This window comes from Flavobacterium sp. GW823-FHT06G12 (assembly GCF_058794775.1).
On record NZ_JBXAHE010000002.1, the window covers coordinates 553042 to 569043 of the forward strand.

At 33.0% G+C, this 16002-nt stretch carries 12 protein-coding genes; 5 read left to right on the forward strand and 7 right to left on the reverse strand.

Annotated elements, in window-relative coordinates:
* The first annotated feature begins 147 nt into the window (after positions 1-147).
* From AC1Q5Z_RS09295 to AC1Q5Z_RS09310, 4 genes are all read left to right on the forward strand, one after another.
* Positions 148-1119, forward strand: a complete 972-nt coding sequence (locus tag AC1Q5Z_RS09295; protein WP_198855082.1) for an HU domain-containing protein — start codon at positions 148-150, stop codon at positions 1117-1119.
* Between the two features lie 699 nt (positions 1120-1818).
* Entirely contained in the window at positions 1819-2421 is a 603-nt protein-coding gene (locus AC1Q5Z_RS09300) for a hypothetical protein (protein WP_492444476.1), read from the forward strand.
* A gap of 360 nt (positions 2422-2781) precedes the next feature.
* A complete protein-coding gene (locus AC1Q5Z_RS09305; RefSeq protein WP_492444478.1) occupies positions 2782-3264 on the forward strand; it encodes a hypothetical protein in 483 nt (160 codons plus the stop codon).
* A gap of 16 nt (positions 3265-3280) precedes the next feature.
* Positions 3281-3883, forward strand: a complete 603-nt coding sequence (locus AC1Q5Z_RS09310) for a DUF6705 family protein (protein WP_492444479.1) — start codon at positions 3281-3283, stop codon at positions 3881-3883.
* A gap of 348 nt (positions 3884-4231) precedes the next feature.
* On the opposite strand, the gene AC1Q5Z_RS09315 is transcribed toward AC1Q5Z_RS09310, so the two are convergent.
* The 5 genes from AC1Q5Z_RS09315 to mnmG form a co-directional block, all read right to left on the reverse strand.
* Complete coding sequence (locus AC1Q5Z_RS09315) at positions 4232-4993, reverse strand: hypothetical protein (protein WP_492444481.1); 762 nt, start codon at positions 4991-4993, stop codon at positions 4232-4234.
* Positions 4994-5071: 78 nt separating this feature from the next.
* Positions 5072-7351 carry a helix-turn-helix domain-containing protein gene (locus AC1Q5Z_RS09320; RefSeq protein ID WP_492444483.1) on the reverse strand — a complete coding sequence of 760 codons (2280 nt, stop codon included), beginning with the start codon at positions 7349-7351 and terminating at the stop codon, positions 5072-5074.
* A gap of 103 nt (positions 7352-7454) precedes the next feature.
* The gene (locus AC1Q5Z_RS09325; protein WP_198855077.1) at positions 7455-8039 is read right to left on the reverse strand and encodes an OmpH/Skp family outer membrane protein; all 585 of its coding nucleotides are present in this window, start codon (positions 8037-8039) and stop codon (positions 7455-7457) included.
* A gap of 235 nt (positions 8040-8274) precedes the next feature.
* Positions 8275-9123: a class I SAM-dependent methyltransferase gene (locus tag AC1Q5Z_RS09330; RefSeq protein WP_492444485.1), complete on the reverse strand. Its 849-nt coding sequence runs from the start codon at positions 9121-9123 to the stop codon at positions 8275-8277.
* A gap of 432 nt (positions 9124-9555) precedes the next feature.
* Entirely contained in the window at positions 9556-11427 is a 1872-nt protein-coding gene (gene mnmG / locus AC1Q5Z_RS09335) for a tRNA uridine-5-carboxymethylaminomethyl(34) synthesis enzyme MnmG (protein WP_111377752.1), read from the reverse strand.
* A 165-nt stretch (positions 11428-11592) separates the two neighbouring features.
* On the opposite strand from mnmG, the gene AC1Q5Z_RS09340 reads away from it, so the two are divergent.
* On the forward strand, positions 11593-11868 hold the full coding sequence (locus AC1Q5Z_RS09340) for a hypothetical protein (RefSeq protein ID WP_492444486.1): 276 nt from the start codon (positions 11593-11595) through the stop codon (positions 11866-11868).
* A gap of 273 nt (positions 11869-12141) precedes the next feature.
* Here the strand turns inward: AC1Q5Z_RS09340 and ybeY are convergent, their stop codons facing one another.
* Both ybeY and AC1Q5Z_RS09350 read right to left on the reverse strand, forming a co-directional pair.
* On the reverse strand, positions 12142-12561 hold the full coding sequence (gene ybeY / locus AC1Q5Z_RS09345) for an rRNA maturation RNase YbeY (RefSeq protein WP_179003067.1): 420 nt from the start codon (positions 12559-12561) through the stop codon (positions 12142-12144).
* Complete coding sequence (locus AC1Q5Z_RS09350) at positions 12558-15959, reverse strand: hypothetical protein (protein WP_492444487.1); 3402 nt, start codon at positions 15957-15959, stop codon at positions 12558-12560. Before AC1Q5Z_RS09350 ends, ybeY begins: the two co-directional genes overlap by 4 nt.
* Positions 15960-16002 lie beyond the last annotated feature (43 nt).

Genomic DNA, 16002 nt, shown 5'->3' on the forward strand with positions numbered 1-16002 from the left:
TAATCTAATTTTTCTAAAACGAAACCCACAGACAGAAACTAAAGAGCTAAATATTTGAAAACGAATTGTATAAAAATAATTCTGAATTGTTAATAAAAATTGTGAATAAAATTTTGATAACTATACACGATGCATAACTTTGTTAGTATGAAAATCGAAGTATATATCTCACAGTTATTGTATCGTTATCAGTGTGTAACGGTTCCAGGATTTGGTGCATTTTTAACCGAAACTCACTCAGCGCAGCTGAATGAAAGCACTAATTCGTTTTTTCCTCCAAAAAAAACCATTTCTTTCAACAGTCGTATCAAAAATAACGATGGTTTGTTAGCAAATCATATTGCTCAAGCTGAAAAAACATCTTACGGTTTTGCAGTTAGCGCAATTGCTTTTGAGGTTTTAAATTGGAAAAAAACTTTGGAAGAAGGTGGCGTAATCCTTTTAAAAAATATTGGAGAATTACGTTTAAATTCAGAAAGCAATATAATTTTCAGACCGAACGATCAGACCAATTATTTGGCGACTTCTTTTGGATTAAGTCCTTTTGTTTCTCCGATGGTGAAAAAAGAGGTTTTCGAGAAAAAAATCGAAAAGATTGCAGCAAAAGAAAAAGATGCCACTTTATTATACGAAAATGAGGAAGAAACCAAATCTTCAAATCGATTCTTACGTTATGCTGCAATTCTTGTTTTAGGACTTGGAATTACAGGAAGCATTGGTTATCCTTTGTACCAAAATCAAATTGACAATCAAACACTTGTTGTAGAACAAGCTGTTCAGAAAAAAGTACAAAACAAAATTCAAGAAGCAACTTTCTTTATCAAAAGTCCGCTTCCAGCTGTAACTCTTTCTGTAGATTCTGCTGCTGTCGAAACTGTTGAACCAACAATGCCCTATCACATTATGGCAGGCGCGTTTAGAAGTGAGCAAAATGCTAGAAAAGCTTATAACCAACTAATTAAAGATGGTTTCAAAGCGAGAATGCTCAAAGAAAACAAGCACGGTTTATTTCCTGTTTTGTACGGAAGTTATGCTACAATGAAAGAAGCTGAACAAGCTCAAAAAGAAATACAAAAAGGCGAAAATCCACAAGCTTGGATTCTGGTAGAAAACCTATAAAATACTTTTAATCCTGTTCTTTCGAACAGGATTTTTTTTTGCCTTTTTCTGATTGAATCAAATTTGGAATTGACTTAAATATTTCTTTCAGCCATTACAAGTTCCACGCGAAACAATCTAGCCGACTTGTTTCGTTGTTTTTCGAAAACAGAATAACAACAACCTCATTTTCTCAAGAACTTCAAAAAAAAGATAAAAACATAGAAGAATGATATTGCTCTGCAGAAATTAAAATTGACACAAATAACTCAAGAAAAGTAACTTGAAAAAGCAATTCCTGCCATTTAATACAAAAGCCCGATTCGTTTAGAAATCGGGCTTTTTGTTTATCGTGAAAGAATTTTTGCCTCTTGCGATAGAATTTCTTTTTCCAATTGATATTTTAATAACATCTAAGGCGCCTATTATTATCGCCTAAATTGTAAAATGACATTCATCTTTAAAATTCCCTTTTTTATTCGTACTGATGATTTCCAATTGATATCAAAATATCAAAACAAAAGTATTTAGTAAGATACCTATACTTCTTTCCTAGACTTCTCGCATTATTTTATCTGAATCAAATAAATTTATAAAATAAATATTACATTATTTAACAAATAAAACTATAAAAATAATCTTTTTCTTATATTTTATCATTATAATTGCATCTATAATCCTAAATAGTTGCATAGAATATTAACCTTTAAATGCCAAAATATGAGAAGAAAAATTAAGAATGCCGCAAGATTTATGATTGTCTTTTTAATTCTTGCTACTTCTATCAAGTGTCAAAAAGATGACAATGATGTAGGGCAGACAGATGCTAAAATTATGCAATCTGCCAAAGTATGGTTTAAAAACTATGAAGCAAAAGGTGAAAATTTTGCTTTACTTAAGAACTTAAATTACAATTGGAATGATGCAGAAATTACAAATTCAAAAGATGGAACACAAACAATTATAGTTCCTATAATTGAAGTAAAAAAAGATCAAACAGAGCTTTGGGAACAAAAATTGTATATTTATAAAGTATCCGAAAACAATTACGAAGCAATGGTCTTTGAAATATATCCAGATGCAGATAATTCATCAATTAATAGTCCTTCTTTTAATGGCTATATAGTAGGGTGGGATTTAAAAAAGGGTTTTGTAAAAACTGCTAAGTTCGAAAACAATAGACTTATTGAAAATGGTGTTCTTACCTTAGCCCTTAAAAACAAACAAACTACAGGTAAAGCCCCTTCAAATCAAGTCGCCTGTCCTGCCGGAATAGAATGTGATGTAGATGGGGAGGAACTACAGATACAGGTATACAATTAAAAGAAGTTGTAGTAAACAATAATTATCAAAATCCTTCGGGAGGAGGAGGTATTATTTACAATGGCACAGGTGGTACTAATCCAAATTACTCAGATGCTGGTTCTTATACCAATCATGGTACAGGTACAGGTTCTGGTTCTGAAGGTGGTGAAGATCAAAATGGAAATTCAACAGATCCTTGCGGACAAATGAAAGCATTAATAGACGTTACAAAAACAGGAAATATGAAACCTAGTATTGATTGGTTAAAGGGAAAAGTAATGGCTTCTGTCAATAGATTGGAACACGGTGTTGAAGTAAAAAAACGCATGAATCCAGATGGGACTTACAGGTATGAGTATAATCAGATATCATCACTAGATGAATTTTCAGTTCCATTATCAACAGGCTCTTCATATATTTGGTGGAGCACATTCTCACCCAAAAAATGGCTATGCAATGTTTTCTTTTGGAGATGTAAAATTTTTAAGAAATGCTTATAATGATGCATCTCCAAGCAGAAAAGAAGATGTTTTTTGTATAATGGTCGCCAAAGATAAAGCCGGGAATGTAAATACTTATTCTATAAAAGTTAACGATTTTGCGTTATTAGACAGTAAGGTAAATTCAGTCTGGAATAATCCAAATTTAAATAATAAATCAGACGATGAAAAAATTAAAAAAATTCACGATGCACAGGCAATACTATATGATGAAAGTGCAGGAGCCTTAGAAGAAAGTTTTCTCAAACAATTTGGTTCTTTTGGCATAACTATTTATAAAGCAGATCCATTATTGACTAAATGGAGCAAATTAGAACTTAATCCAACTACAAAAAAAGCAAATCTTGTACCTTGTACTTAACAATAATAAAATGATTATGAAAAACTATATTAATTTTTTAGCAGTATTTTTTATTTTTTTAAATAGCTGTTCGGGACAAAGTCAGATATTAGACATAACAGCACCAAAAGAAGGATTTGTCGGCATAAAAGGCGCATACTACAAAGATACAAAAAATGTGTTAAATGGGTATGATGGCACTTACGTATATACCAATGGCAATACATCCCTAAAAATAAAACTGCAAAAAAATATAAAGACTTCTATGAATGGCGCTTATTATGAAGACTTAATTGTTGGAGAATATCAGTTGATTGAAAATGGAATTGAAAAAGTGAATACATTGAGTAAATTAACTTCGACCAGCAACAGTAATAATATAAGTGGCACAAGAATTTTAACAGGAACTGTATTAGGCTGCGATGATTGCTCAACAGATGAAAAACGCCTTAGACTAGGTTTTAGTGATGAACTGTCTCCTCAAGTAGGAGAAATTGATATAAGAAAAACTACTGTCAATGGAAAACCTGCAATTATTGCAGAAATTTGGTATACGGGACCAATGGCAGTTAAGGAGGGTCAGCCAAAACCAAAGCCTGCAGTTATAAAAGGCGGCAAATATTTGATGATAAAACAATAGCCTATATCTAAAATCCTCAAGTATTATTGATACTTGAGGATTAAAAAATGGAACCTATGAAAAATTAGACGCTTACCATTCTATTTTTTATTCTGCTAAACAGCACCTGTGGACAATCTGGAGAGTTTTTCATTTCAACAATAACATTATCTGGCAATAAACAGATGAAATTATTTTTGGCGCCATAGCAAGATTTAATAGATAGAATTGTATGTCCTACTTTGGCGACGCAAATATTACCTACTAAATCCATGATTCTAAACAAACAGTAGATTACCAAGAACTTGACAAAACAATTTTCGTCATTTAATATAAAAGCCCGATTTCTAAACGAATCGGGCTTTTTGTTTATCGTGAAACAATTTTTGCGTCTTGCGATAGAATTTCTTTTCCGGACTGATAAACCGTCAACACTGCAGGTGGCGAATCTTTCTGACCCAAAACAATAAAATAACATCTATACTTGAAATTGCCTTTTTTAAAATCAAAATAATGATTTCCTCCTGTTCCGTCTGCATAGAAAACTCCGTTTTCAATTACCAAATCGGGTTTGTCAGTCATTTTGTTTTTGATTCCCCAAGAAACGTAACGAAAATTATTACTTCCTAAATCATCAATTCTGATTCTGAATTTTGAAGTCTCCAGAATTGCAACGGGCTCTTTAAAATTTGAAATTGAAACATTTACATTTTTCTTCTGTGCTGCAATCAGCGAATTTTTAATTTTCAGTTCTTCATCAGATTGATGATTGATACTAATGATTCTTCCATCTGTATCGATCCACAAATCTCCTTGATTGAGCATAATTCCCCTCCATCCTACTTCTGACCAATCTTTTGCAGGATCAGATTTTGTTATTTTTTCAATCAAAACTTTATCAAAAATTTGATTATATCTTTTTACAATATCTGCTTTGTCTTTAACTGACGCAATTGGATACTCTCGCTTGAACGGAAATTTTATTCGCTTTGCAATTGCTTCTTTATCGTTACTTTTCACTTCAAAAATAAACTTCGAAATAAATTTCTGGTATTCTGGTTTCAAATCCTGAGCAATCAAAAACGAAGAATTAAACACCAAAATTGCTAGCAATATTTTAAATGTTTTCATGTCAAAAATAATTTAATGCGTTAGAAATTAGATTTTTGAAAAACAGAAAAACAGTGTTTCACGTAGGACGCTCTAAATTCAATTTATGCTCGCTTTGAACATTTTTAATTCGTCCCAAGTAAATTCATCTCCATATTTTTCTTTCAAAGGACTCAAAGATTCTTCTTGATAAAACTGAAATGCTTCTCGCAAGGCCAAAATTTTATCATAGGACAAAACATCTGTAATTTCGATTTTCTTCGTTTGAATAAGTCGTATCAAATGCCCTTCGATAGTTTGAACATTCAATTTACGCATTCTTGCAATATCTTCCACTGAATTTTTATCCATCCACAAATCGTACGTTTCTTCGACTGTCGTTTTTTTAGCCGTTTTAAGCTCGTTTTTCTCGGTCTTAGCTGATTTGTATCGAGCAACGGGCTCTTCGGTTCTAAAAATGTCTGTATTTGTCGTTTTCAGCTCTTCTCTTATTCTTTCCGCTTTGTTCGTTTTGTAATTTTTAATATTTGGCGACGTCAGCTTTTCTTTACTGATTTCTTCGCCGGCAACAACCACTTCGATCAATAACTTCGCTTTCATCAATCGTAAAACGGCTTTTGTTTGAAGATCTTCTAAAAAATTAAGTTCTTCATAGAACTCTTTAACTTTTTTAAATTTTTGAATTTCAGCCATTTTGTAGATTAGATCATCGACCAACTTATCCATTTGTTTGAAGAAATAATCGTAGGCCGCATCTACCCTTTCTTTCACAAAAAACAAATCGGCTGTTTCTTTGATGAAAATTTTATTGAGTTGCGAAATGAATTTCTGCGAAGGATCTAAAAGCTGCTCCATAATTTCCATGCGCTTGTGTGCCCAAACTGCATGTTTCGTTTTTTCGGAGCCAGCAGCATTTTCGTTATAACTAAAACGATGATTTCGCCATTCTTGCGCCAATTCTCCCCAATTAAAACTGTTTATCAAATAGTTATGAATAAAATTTTTGGTTTCAAAGTGAAGTGCTTTCTCCAAAGTCTCTTCTGTCGCTCTATTCAAAGCGTAATCCATCACATCTTGATCGTTCGAAATGCCATTCATCTGCATCGGAGAAAGCAAAATAAGCCCGTTTAACGAACGCAAACGCGAAAGTGCTACATAGGCCTGCCCAGGAAGAAAAACTTGCGATACATCGAGCGCTGCTTTGTCAAAAGTTAAACCTTGGCTTTTGTGCACCGTAATAGCCCAAGCCAACTTGATTGGGTAATGCGCAAAAGTTCCCAAAACCTCTTCTTCGATATCTTTGGTTTGTTCGTTGACTTTATAGCGGATATTTTTCCATTCGTACTTTTCAACTTCAAGTGTCATATTCTCTTCTGGAAAGTGAACAAAGATTTCCTCGTCAGAAAGCGATTTGATTACGCCCATCTTTCCGTTGAAATATCTTTTTTCAAAAGACAAATCATTTTTGACGAACATGATCTGTGCGCCCACTTTTAATTTAAGTTCTTCCTCGACAGGAAATATCTTTTCTGGAAAATCTCCCACCACAAATGGCGTATACACATATTCTTTACCATCTAAATCATTGATTGACTGTGAGTTGATAGAATCTGCTTTGGCATTATGTGTTGTAAGTGTAATATATCCTTTGTTCTCTTTGAAGTCAAAATCTGGCTTAACATACTGATTTAGAACAGCTATGTCCTCTGGTGTAATCTGATTATTGCGCAAATTGTTCAAAACCGAGATAAAAGCATCGTCTGTCTGGCGATAGATTTTTGACAATTCAATATAAATTGGCGGATACGTTTGGAGAACATGAGAATGAAAAAAGAATTTCCCTCGGTAATAATTTTTCAGCGTTCGCCATTCTTCATCACGAATAACCGGCGGCAATTGCAGCAAATCTCCAATAAACAAAACCTGGACTCCGCCAAAAGGCTGTGTATTTCTTCGAACCGTCTGCATCATAAAATCAACCGCGTCCAACAAATCGGCACGCATCATACTCACTTCATCAATAACCAAAAGCTCCATGTTTTTGATTACATTTCGCTTGACATTATTCATTTTAAAATGACGACGAAGTGATTCCTTGTTTTCAAACTTTACCGTTTCCGTAAATTGTGCGCTCGCTTCGTACGACGGAATAAAAGCAGAAAATGGAAGTTGAAACATGGAATGGATTGTTACTCCTCCGGCATTCAAAGCTGCGATTCCGGTTGGTGCAACGACCACAGTATTTTTATGCGTTGTCGCGATGATTTCTCGCAAAAGCGTAGTTTTTCCAGTACCTGCTTTCCCCGTAAGGAAAATAGATTTTTGAGTCTGATTGATGAATTGTAAAGTATAAGCTGCCGCTTCTGAAACGTTCTGCATTGGGCTTGTATTAAAAAAATAAAATTACCGCATTTTTATAAAAAGAAAAAACCTAAATCGCAGTGGATTTAGGTTTTCAGTAATTTAGTTAGTTTGGTAGTTTTTATTTTTTTGCTTCGCCTTCTTTTGTTTCAGCTGCTGGTTTTGCATCTGCTTTAGGCTCTGCTTTGTATTTGTCGTTTAATGCTTTTACAATATCTTTTGTGATATCGTATTTCTCTTCAGCATACAAAATTGATGCAGCATCTCCTGTTCCGTAGATGTAAGAGTAACCATTTTTCTTTCCGTAGTCTTTAATGAATTTTTTAACTCCACTAACAAGAGAATCCATTTCAACACCACTTTCTTGTTGTAATTGTTGTGCTAATGCTTGTTGTGCATAACCTAATTGCTGCTCTCTTTTTTGCAATTCAGCTCCTCTTTGCTGTGCCCAAGCTTGACCGTTTGCTTGTGCCTGGCTTTGAAAATTAGCAGCGTCTTGTTTAAAACGTGAAATCTCAGCTTGTAATTGTCTACCTTTTTCTTCCGCTTGAGCTTTGTACTTTGCCTCTAAATCTTTTGCCTCAGTGTATTCTTTCATTAAAACCGAAGTATCCACGTAAGCTGTTTTTACTTCCTTTACCTCTGCTGTTTTATTACAAGAAACTGCGAAAACTGAAAGTGCGATAATAACTAATGCTTTTTTCATTTTTTTAAATTCTATTTTTTTAAGTATTGAAGACAAAAATATAAAAAAATCAATAGCATCAGCATAAAGTTTAAAAAATGCGCAAATTTTATGATATTGTTTTTATTTATCGAAAAAATAATACCAATAATTCAACTTTATAGCATGAAAACCATTGTTTTTTATCATTTTTTTAAATCAAAAAAGCTATTTCTTCATGTTTTTAAGAAATAGCTTTTGTTTATTATTTTGAACTCTATTTGTTCTTTAGAACATAAATATGCGATGAATATTCATTTGTGTTTTTTGCTTTCAAATTTGATTTCAAACCAACGAAAAAAGCTTTAATATAATTCATCTTTCCTGTTTTGTATTTTTCGGACAAAAGGCTCACGTAAAACGAATCAAACTTCATTGGAAGGATTTTTTCCAATTTCATATCAACTCTTTCAAAAAGCACTTGAATTGATTTTTTTGAAAAATGCCAAAAGTGAATCGGCACATCATACGCAGCCCAAAAAGTTTCATAATGACCCGCATCGAACGATTTATAGTTTGGAACCGCAATAATTAAAGTTCCAGTTGGTTTTAATAAACGCTTCAATTCTTGAATCTGGCGTTCTAAATTTGGAACGTGTTCTAAAACGTGCCACATTGTAATTACATCTAAAGAATTACTTTCTAAAGTGCTAGTTTCTTCTACAAATGAAATTCCTTTTTCTTTAGCAATATTTTTTGCTCGATCGCTTGGTTCAACTCCAATGGTTTCCCAACCGTCATTTTTTGCAGTTAAAAGAAAATCTCCGGTTCCAGCACCAATATCCAAAATTTTTCCTTTTTGTGGTTGCTGGCTATTAATCAACTTCAATTTGTTTTGAAGTGCAATATTTTTTACAAAGTGATATGCTTTTTCAAATAACGAACGTTTGTTATCTGTATGCGAAATATAATCTTCGCTTTCGTAGTATTTGCCTAAATTTTGAAGTTCGGGCTGCGGAGAAGTAATTAGCATATCTAATTCTTCATCGTAATACAAATCAAAAATTTCTTTTGAAACAGAATGGTCTTTTACCGTAAGAAAGTGTTTTTTGTTTAAAACGTTCATTTTTTAAATTTATAGATATTTGGGTTTAATTTATAGCAAATCCTAAAAACGAAATTTTATCGCTTTTAGGATTTTTATTTTTTTCTTTTATTCTTCTAAACTCTTTTTGATTTCTTCAAAATTGATAATTCAATACAATTGCAAATCTACTTTATTCAGCCTCTTTGCAAATTAATATCCTTTTCAAATTTGATTTTCTTTCCATCTGAAACAGCTAATAATTCAAATTATTTCAAAAAAATCATTCTTGTTTCAGTAAAAGGTTTCACGTGGAACAGAAACAATTTTAGATTTAAGACTTTAAATTCTAGATTTATTCTCGATTCTGAAATAAAAAACTAAAAGCATTATAGTTTCACGTGGAACATTTAAAAGTTTTCAGTCCCAGTTTACAGTCTTAGTAAAAACTGAAAACTGGGAATGCAAACTTTTTTACCTTCCCATATAAATCAAAAGCACGGAAATATCACTTGGTGACACTCCGCTAATTCTTGAAGCTTGTGAAATAGTTACAGGACGAATCTTGCTTAATTTCTGTTTTGCTTCAATAGACATCGACTTGATTTTATTATAATCAAAATTGTCTGGAATTTTCACTTCTTCCAAACGATTTAATTTATCTGCATTATTTCTTTCTTTTTCGATATAACCAGAATATTTAACCTGAATTACGGCTTGTTCTACAATTTCTTCATCCAAATCATTTTCTTTGATATATGCTTCAACCTTTTCAAATTTCAACATATCTTCTAATTCAATTTGTGGACGAGAAAAAATCTTAAACATTTTATCTCCTTGAGAAATTGGTGCTGATTCTTTTGCTTCCAAAATAGGATTTGTTTCTGCAATCGTAACACTAGTCTCTTTAAAGAATTGAACCATCTTTTCAGATTCATTTAATTTCTTTTCCATTCTTCGTAAACGATCTTCAGAAGCTAAACCAATTTCGTATGACATTGGAGTCAATCTGAAATCGGCATTATCTTGACGCAACAAAGTTCTATACTCTGCTCTTGATGTAAACATTCGATAAGGTTCTTCCGTTCCTTTCGTAATCAAGTCATCAATTAGAACTCCGATGTAAGCTTCATCACGTTTTAAAATCAATGGATCCTTTTCGTGTACTTTCAAGTGTGCATTTATTCCAGCCATCAAACCTTGAGAAGCTGCTTCTTCATATCCGGTTGTTCCATTGATTTGCCCAGCGAAATATAAACCTTCAACTAACTTTGTTTCCAAAGTATGTTTCAATTGTGTCGGTGGAAAGAAATCATATTCGATTGCATAACCTGGTCTAAAAAATTTCACATTCTCAAAACCTGCAACTGAACGAAGCGCTTTGAATTGAATATCTTCTGGAAGTGAAGTTGAAAATCCGTTTACGTAAACTTCGCAAGTATTCCATCCTTCTGGCTCAACAAATAATTGGTGACGTTCTTTATCCGCAAAACGATTTATTTTATCTTCAATCGATGGACAATATCTTGGTCCTAAACTTTTGATTCTTCCGTTGAACATTGGAGAACGATCAAAACCTTCTCTCAAAATATCATGAACATTCAAAGACGTATACGTCATGTAACAAGAACGCTGATGCGTTAACGGAGAAGTCACATCTGAATAAGAAAACTTGGCTGGCTTAGCATCTCCTTTTTCTTCATTCATTTTAGAATAATCTAAAGAACGTCCATCTACTCGAGGTGGTGTTCCTGTTTTCATTCTTCCAGCTTCAAAACCTGCTTTGATCAAATCTTCGGTAATTCCAGTTGCAGCACTTTCTCCTGCTCTACCTCCTCCGAATTGTTTTTCTCCGATATGAATTAAACCATTCAAAAAAGTACCATTCGTCAAAACCACAGATTTGGAACGAATCTCCACACCAAGTGAAGTTCTAATTCCTTTTATCTTTCCATCTTCGATTATCAACCCTTTTACCATCTCTTGATAAAAATCAAGATTTGGAGTTGCCTCCAACATCATTCTCCATTCTTCTGCAAAACGCATTCTATCACTTTGAACTCTTGGCGACCACATTGCAGGTCCTTTTGACTTGTTCAACATCTTGAACTGAATCGCAGTCTTATCAGAAACAATTCCAGAATATCCACCAAGCGCATCAATTTCACGAACGATCTGTCCTTTTGCAATTCCACCCATCGCAGGATTACAAGACATCTGTGCTATGTTTTGCAAACTCATTGTAACCAATAAAGTTTTCGATCCCAAATTTGCAGCCGCAGCCGCAGCTTCAGAACCAGCATGGCCTGCACCAACCACAATAACATCGTATTCTTCTAAAAACATTTTGTTTTATTATTCTCCAAAAACCGCTAACGCGGTTTCTAGAATTACATTTATATTTTTCTTGTTCCACGTGGAACTTTTATTTTTGTCTCAAGTTTCAAGTTCAAACTGAAACCTGCAAACTGATATCTTCAAATTCAGAAAAAACAAATAAAAACGTTTCACGTGGAACATTTTCTTATTTTCTTCAAACAGAACTTCCAAACAGAACTTCCAAACAGAACTTCCAAACAGAACTTCCAAACAGAACTTCCAAATCAGAACTTCCAAATCAGAACTTCCAAATCAGAACTTCCAAATCAGAACTTTCAAATCAGAACTTTCAAATCAGAACTTTCAAATCAGAACTTTCAAATCAGAACTTTCAAATCAGAACTTTCAAATCAGAACTTTCAAATCAGAACTCCGAAACAGAATCTTTATAATAAATGTTTCACGTGAAACATTTCTAAACTTCCATTCTAAACTTCCAAAGGACAATTCAAAATCATGTTCCACGTAAAACATCTTATTCTTTTTCTTTTAAATTCAAACTCAAAAAATCGTTCCACGTGGAACGATTTAATATTCTATTCGAATTCTTCACCTAAACGTTCCACGTGGAACGCTACAAAATTCTTTTATTTTCTTCGGATATGTTTCACGTGGAACGTTATGAAAATTTTAAAAATCAAAACGTTTCACGTGGAACATATATATTAAAAAGATGTTTAATTACTGTTCCACGTGAAACATCTTCATTTTCTCTTCTTCCTTCTGTCTCATTAATTGAGCTTCTTCGTCTGACTTATCTTTGTATCCACAGTAATGCAGTATACCATGAGATAGCACTCTTTTAAGTTCTTCAGCAAATGAAACATTAAAGTCTTTTGCATTGTCTGCAACGCGCTCTACAGAAACAAAAATATCTCCATTTAACTCGTTACCAACTGAATAATCAAAACTAATTATATCAGTTAAAGTGTCGTGATCTAAATATTCTACATTGATTTTATGAAGATACTCATCATCACAAAATATATAATTGATTTCTCCTTCGTTCTTATTTTCAGAAACAATTACAGCACTAAGCCAGTCACTAAAAGCCTGCTCGTCTCCTAAAGTAAAATCTGTTTCGTAATTAAAATTTATCATTTTGTATTAAAGTATTCTTGAACTTTTTGATTAAAATTCGAGCGCAAAGGTAGTGATTGTCTGTTTAATATCTCTACACTGTTTAAATATTCCAATAGCGAACTTGGTAAAGCATTAGAACGATTAGTAAATTCAGCCTTATTAGTTTCAGATTGTCTTTGTGTATCTTGACCTTGTTGCTGAACTGCGTTATTCAATTTCCACAATTCTTGCTGAATATTTAATATACGTTGCAAGTTCTCATTCTTAAAACCCTTATTCAAAATCTGCTTTTCAGATTGTTTCATTTGGTCTATTACAGATTTACCTTGAGAGTCTAAACCTTTCTTTGCTAATTCTTTTTGAAGAGCCTCACGAAGTTTAACTTGCTCTTTATAAATCTCCATTATAGCTTCAGCATCTCCTTCTCCATCTTCTCCTTCATTACCGTTCTTCTCTCCCTTTCCATTCTTTCCATCTTTACCCGAAGAACCTTTATCTCCACTTTTGTTACCTTGCCCTTCTTTACCCTGACCATCTTTTCCCTGCCCATTTTGTCCTTGCCCAGATTTTCCATCTTTTCCTTCTCCAGGTTTATCTCCTGATTGCTGTCCAGGTTTCATACCTTCTTTCATCTTATCAGCAAGTCCTTTTTGTTTCTGAATAATATCTGGCAATTGCATTCCTTGTCCGTCACCTGGTTTAGGTTTCCCTGCTCCCGGTTTAGACATAGACATCTGCATATTATTCAATAAATCGCTTAAGAAATCGGCTAGCTTATTAGCAGATGAAACTGCATATTGCTGATGTGAAACTCCTCTTGGAATCTGTACATCAGTTAGAGTTTCAATTGTCTTGTCCATGTTGTATTGTACATTTCCAATTTCTTTAGTTACGTCTTCTGCTACCTTTGGGTTACGTAATGAAAGTGCAAACAAACTATCATCAACATGTCTAAACTGCTGTTTTAAATTCTGCTGAATCTTGATGTTTTTTGTAAATGTAGAGGAGCCCAATTTCATTGCTTTGAACTGTTTCATTACATCTTCTTGTGATAAAGAATAAGCCAAAAGATTATCCAGAATCTGACGAAGCATTGCTACATCTTCTTCTAATTGTTCTTGTTCTCCACCTTCCATTTCGCTCTGCATTTCCTGAGCCATAGACTTCATTTTCTTCGCAGCACTTTTCTGTTTTGGCTTAGCCCCAGAAGTATTCTTTTTACTCAATTCTTCAGAAGCTTTATTAAGATCATTATCTACATCTTTCTCTTTTGAAGCATCAGACGGAATATCTAAAGGTTTCTTTAATGTCTTATTTTCCTCTTTCAAATCTTTTAAATCTTCCTGAATTTTATCAAAAGATTTATTGATTTCATCCTGTTTCTCTTTTGTATTTTCTTTCTCTTTATTAGATAACTGTTCCTGCTGTTCTGACAGTTTATTTAGTTTTTCAGCAACCTGTTCAGCTTTCTTAGAAACATAAAAACGCTTGGTCAACTCAACCAATTGCTCTAAATTACGAGATTGGTTTTTACTAATTTGCTTGAACTTTTCCATCTTATCAAACAGCTCTTCACTGTTTAATTTATCGTTTAAGTTCTTCAATTCGTCTAATAATTTCTGATTCTTTTCTAAATCTTTCTGTGCATTATCTAAACGCTTCTGTAAATCTTCAGCAGTTTTATCTTTCTTATCATCTTTAAACTTATCTAGATTCTGATTCATTTTTTCAGAAAACTGTTTCATCATTTCGTCTTGTTGTTTCTGACGTTTGATAAAATCATTGATCTTCTGCTGATCTTTAAATTCTAAATTATCTTTCTCTTTTCCTGTATTCTGAAGCTTATCCATTTCTGAAATCTGCTTCGTTTGGTTCTTTAAAGATTTAGATAAACTATTGATATTATTATTCTGTTGTTGTAATTCTTGATCTTGAATTTCATCTGTTGTAGCTACACGATCTGAAAACGTAGAAGACTTTGTAGACTTAAAACCGTGTGGTGCATCGTTATCAAAAACTTCAAAATAGTATTCGTAAGACACTCCTTCTTCTACTGGAAGGTTGCTTGGAAAATTAAAAACAAACTGATCGAATACTCCAGACTTCACAGGAATATTTCCACGCTTGGCAGATTGTGGTTTGTTGCGTTCGTAGTATACAATTTGTAATTTCGAAAGTCCATAATCATCACCCAATCTTCCTAAAATATAGTTCTTATCTAGCTTCAAACTGTCTGGCGCAGGCCCCACATTAATGGTTGGATACTGATCTTTGATTACAGACAGCTGATAGTCTAATTTCTCGTAGTTTTTAACCTTACTATTAGACGTAAGAATTTGATATTCTGTGTTTTGACTAATATTTTTACTCAATTTAAAGTCATTTTCAACCTTATTGAACTTAAATACTTCGTTCTCTCTTTTCCATTCAATTTCTTGGGTAGATTTGGTGTTCATTTTCCAGGTTACCGTTGTTCCTTCTGGTACAATTGCGTTTCCTGTTCCTTGAATTGTTTCTGATTTTTTCTTCAAATAAGAAGGGAAATTTAGAACCATTTCGAAGTTGGCAATTGATGGAACTGTGATTACTTTCAATTCGTATTCTTCTGAAACAACTGAATTTCCTTCAAAAGAAAATTGAATATTCTCTGCTGGTTTCTCCACTTTAAATTCAAACTTTCCAGGTTGAGAAGATTCCATAAAATAGCTTTCATTTCCAATATGAATCGTAACATTTTCTGGAACTACATTTCCAACAGATTCCATTCTGATAACGAAATCTTTATTCTGTTCAGCTTGTAAATTCGAATTCAAAACCACAAACTTAAATGGAGCTGGTGGTAAAAATGCAGAATTGAAATGCACAACTCTATTCAAACTTTGAGAAATTACATTACTATTTCCAGAAATATAAAATACTGCAAAAAGCAAAATTGGTATTAAAGCCAATGGTAAATATTTTTTATTTGCTTTAAAATTGATTGCATTTCCAAAAGGAATCGGCTGCAGTGAATTTGCTTTTTGCTCAATTGAAGCTAAAACTAATTCTGAACTTTCGGAATTATTCTCAGAAGACAATTGCAAAAAGTTAGTAAGCTTATCACTCACTTCTGTAAAATGATTTCCAATAATTTTAGAAGCCTGACTATAATCAATTCCCTTTTGAAGTTTGAACAACTTGAACAAAGGAAAAAGAATTAAACGGACTAAAAGGAAAACTTCAACTCCGACGAATAACCAAAATAGAAAAGTTCTTCCTAATGGTTTTAACCAAAGAAAGTACTCTACAAAAAGCGTAAATAGAAAATATAATAAACCAAAACCAGTAAAAAGTAATATCCCTTTTATCAGTTCATTGGTATAATATTTCTTAATGAAAGCCTCTAACTTTTGATATATTGCAGATGATGTTTTCAAAATAAATCTGTTTTAATTATAACCTATAAAAGTAATAATTATT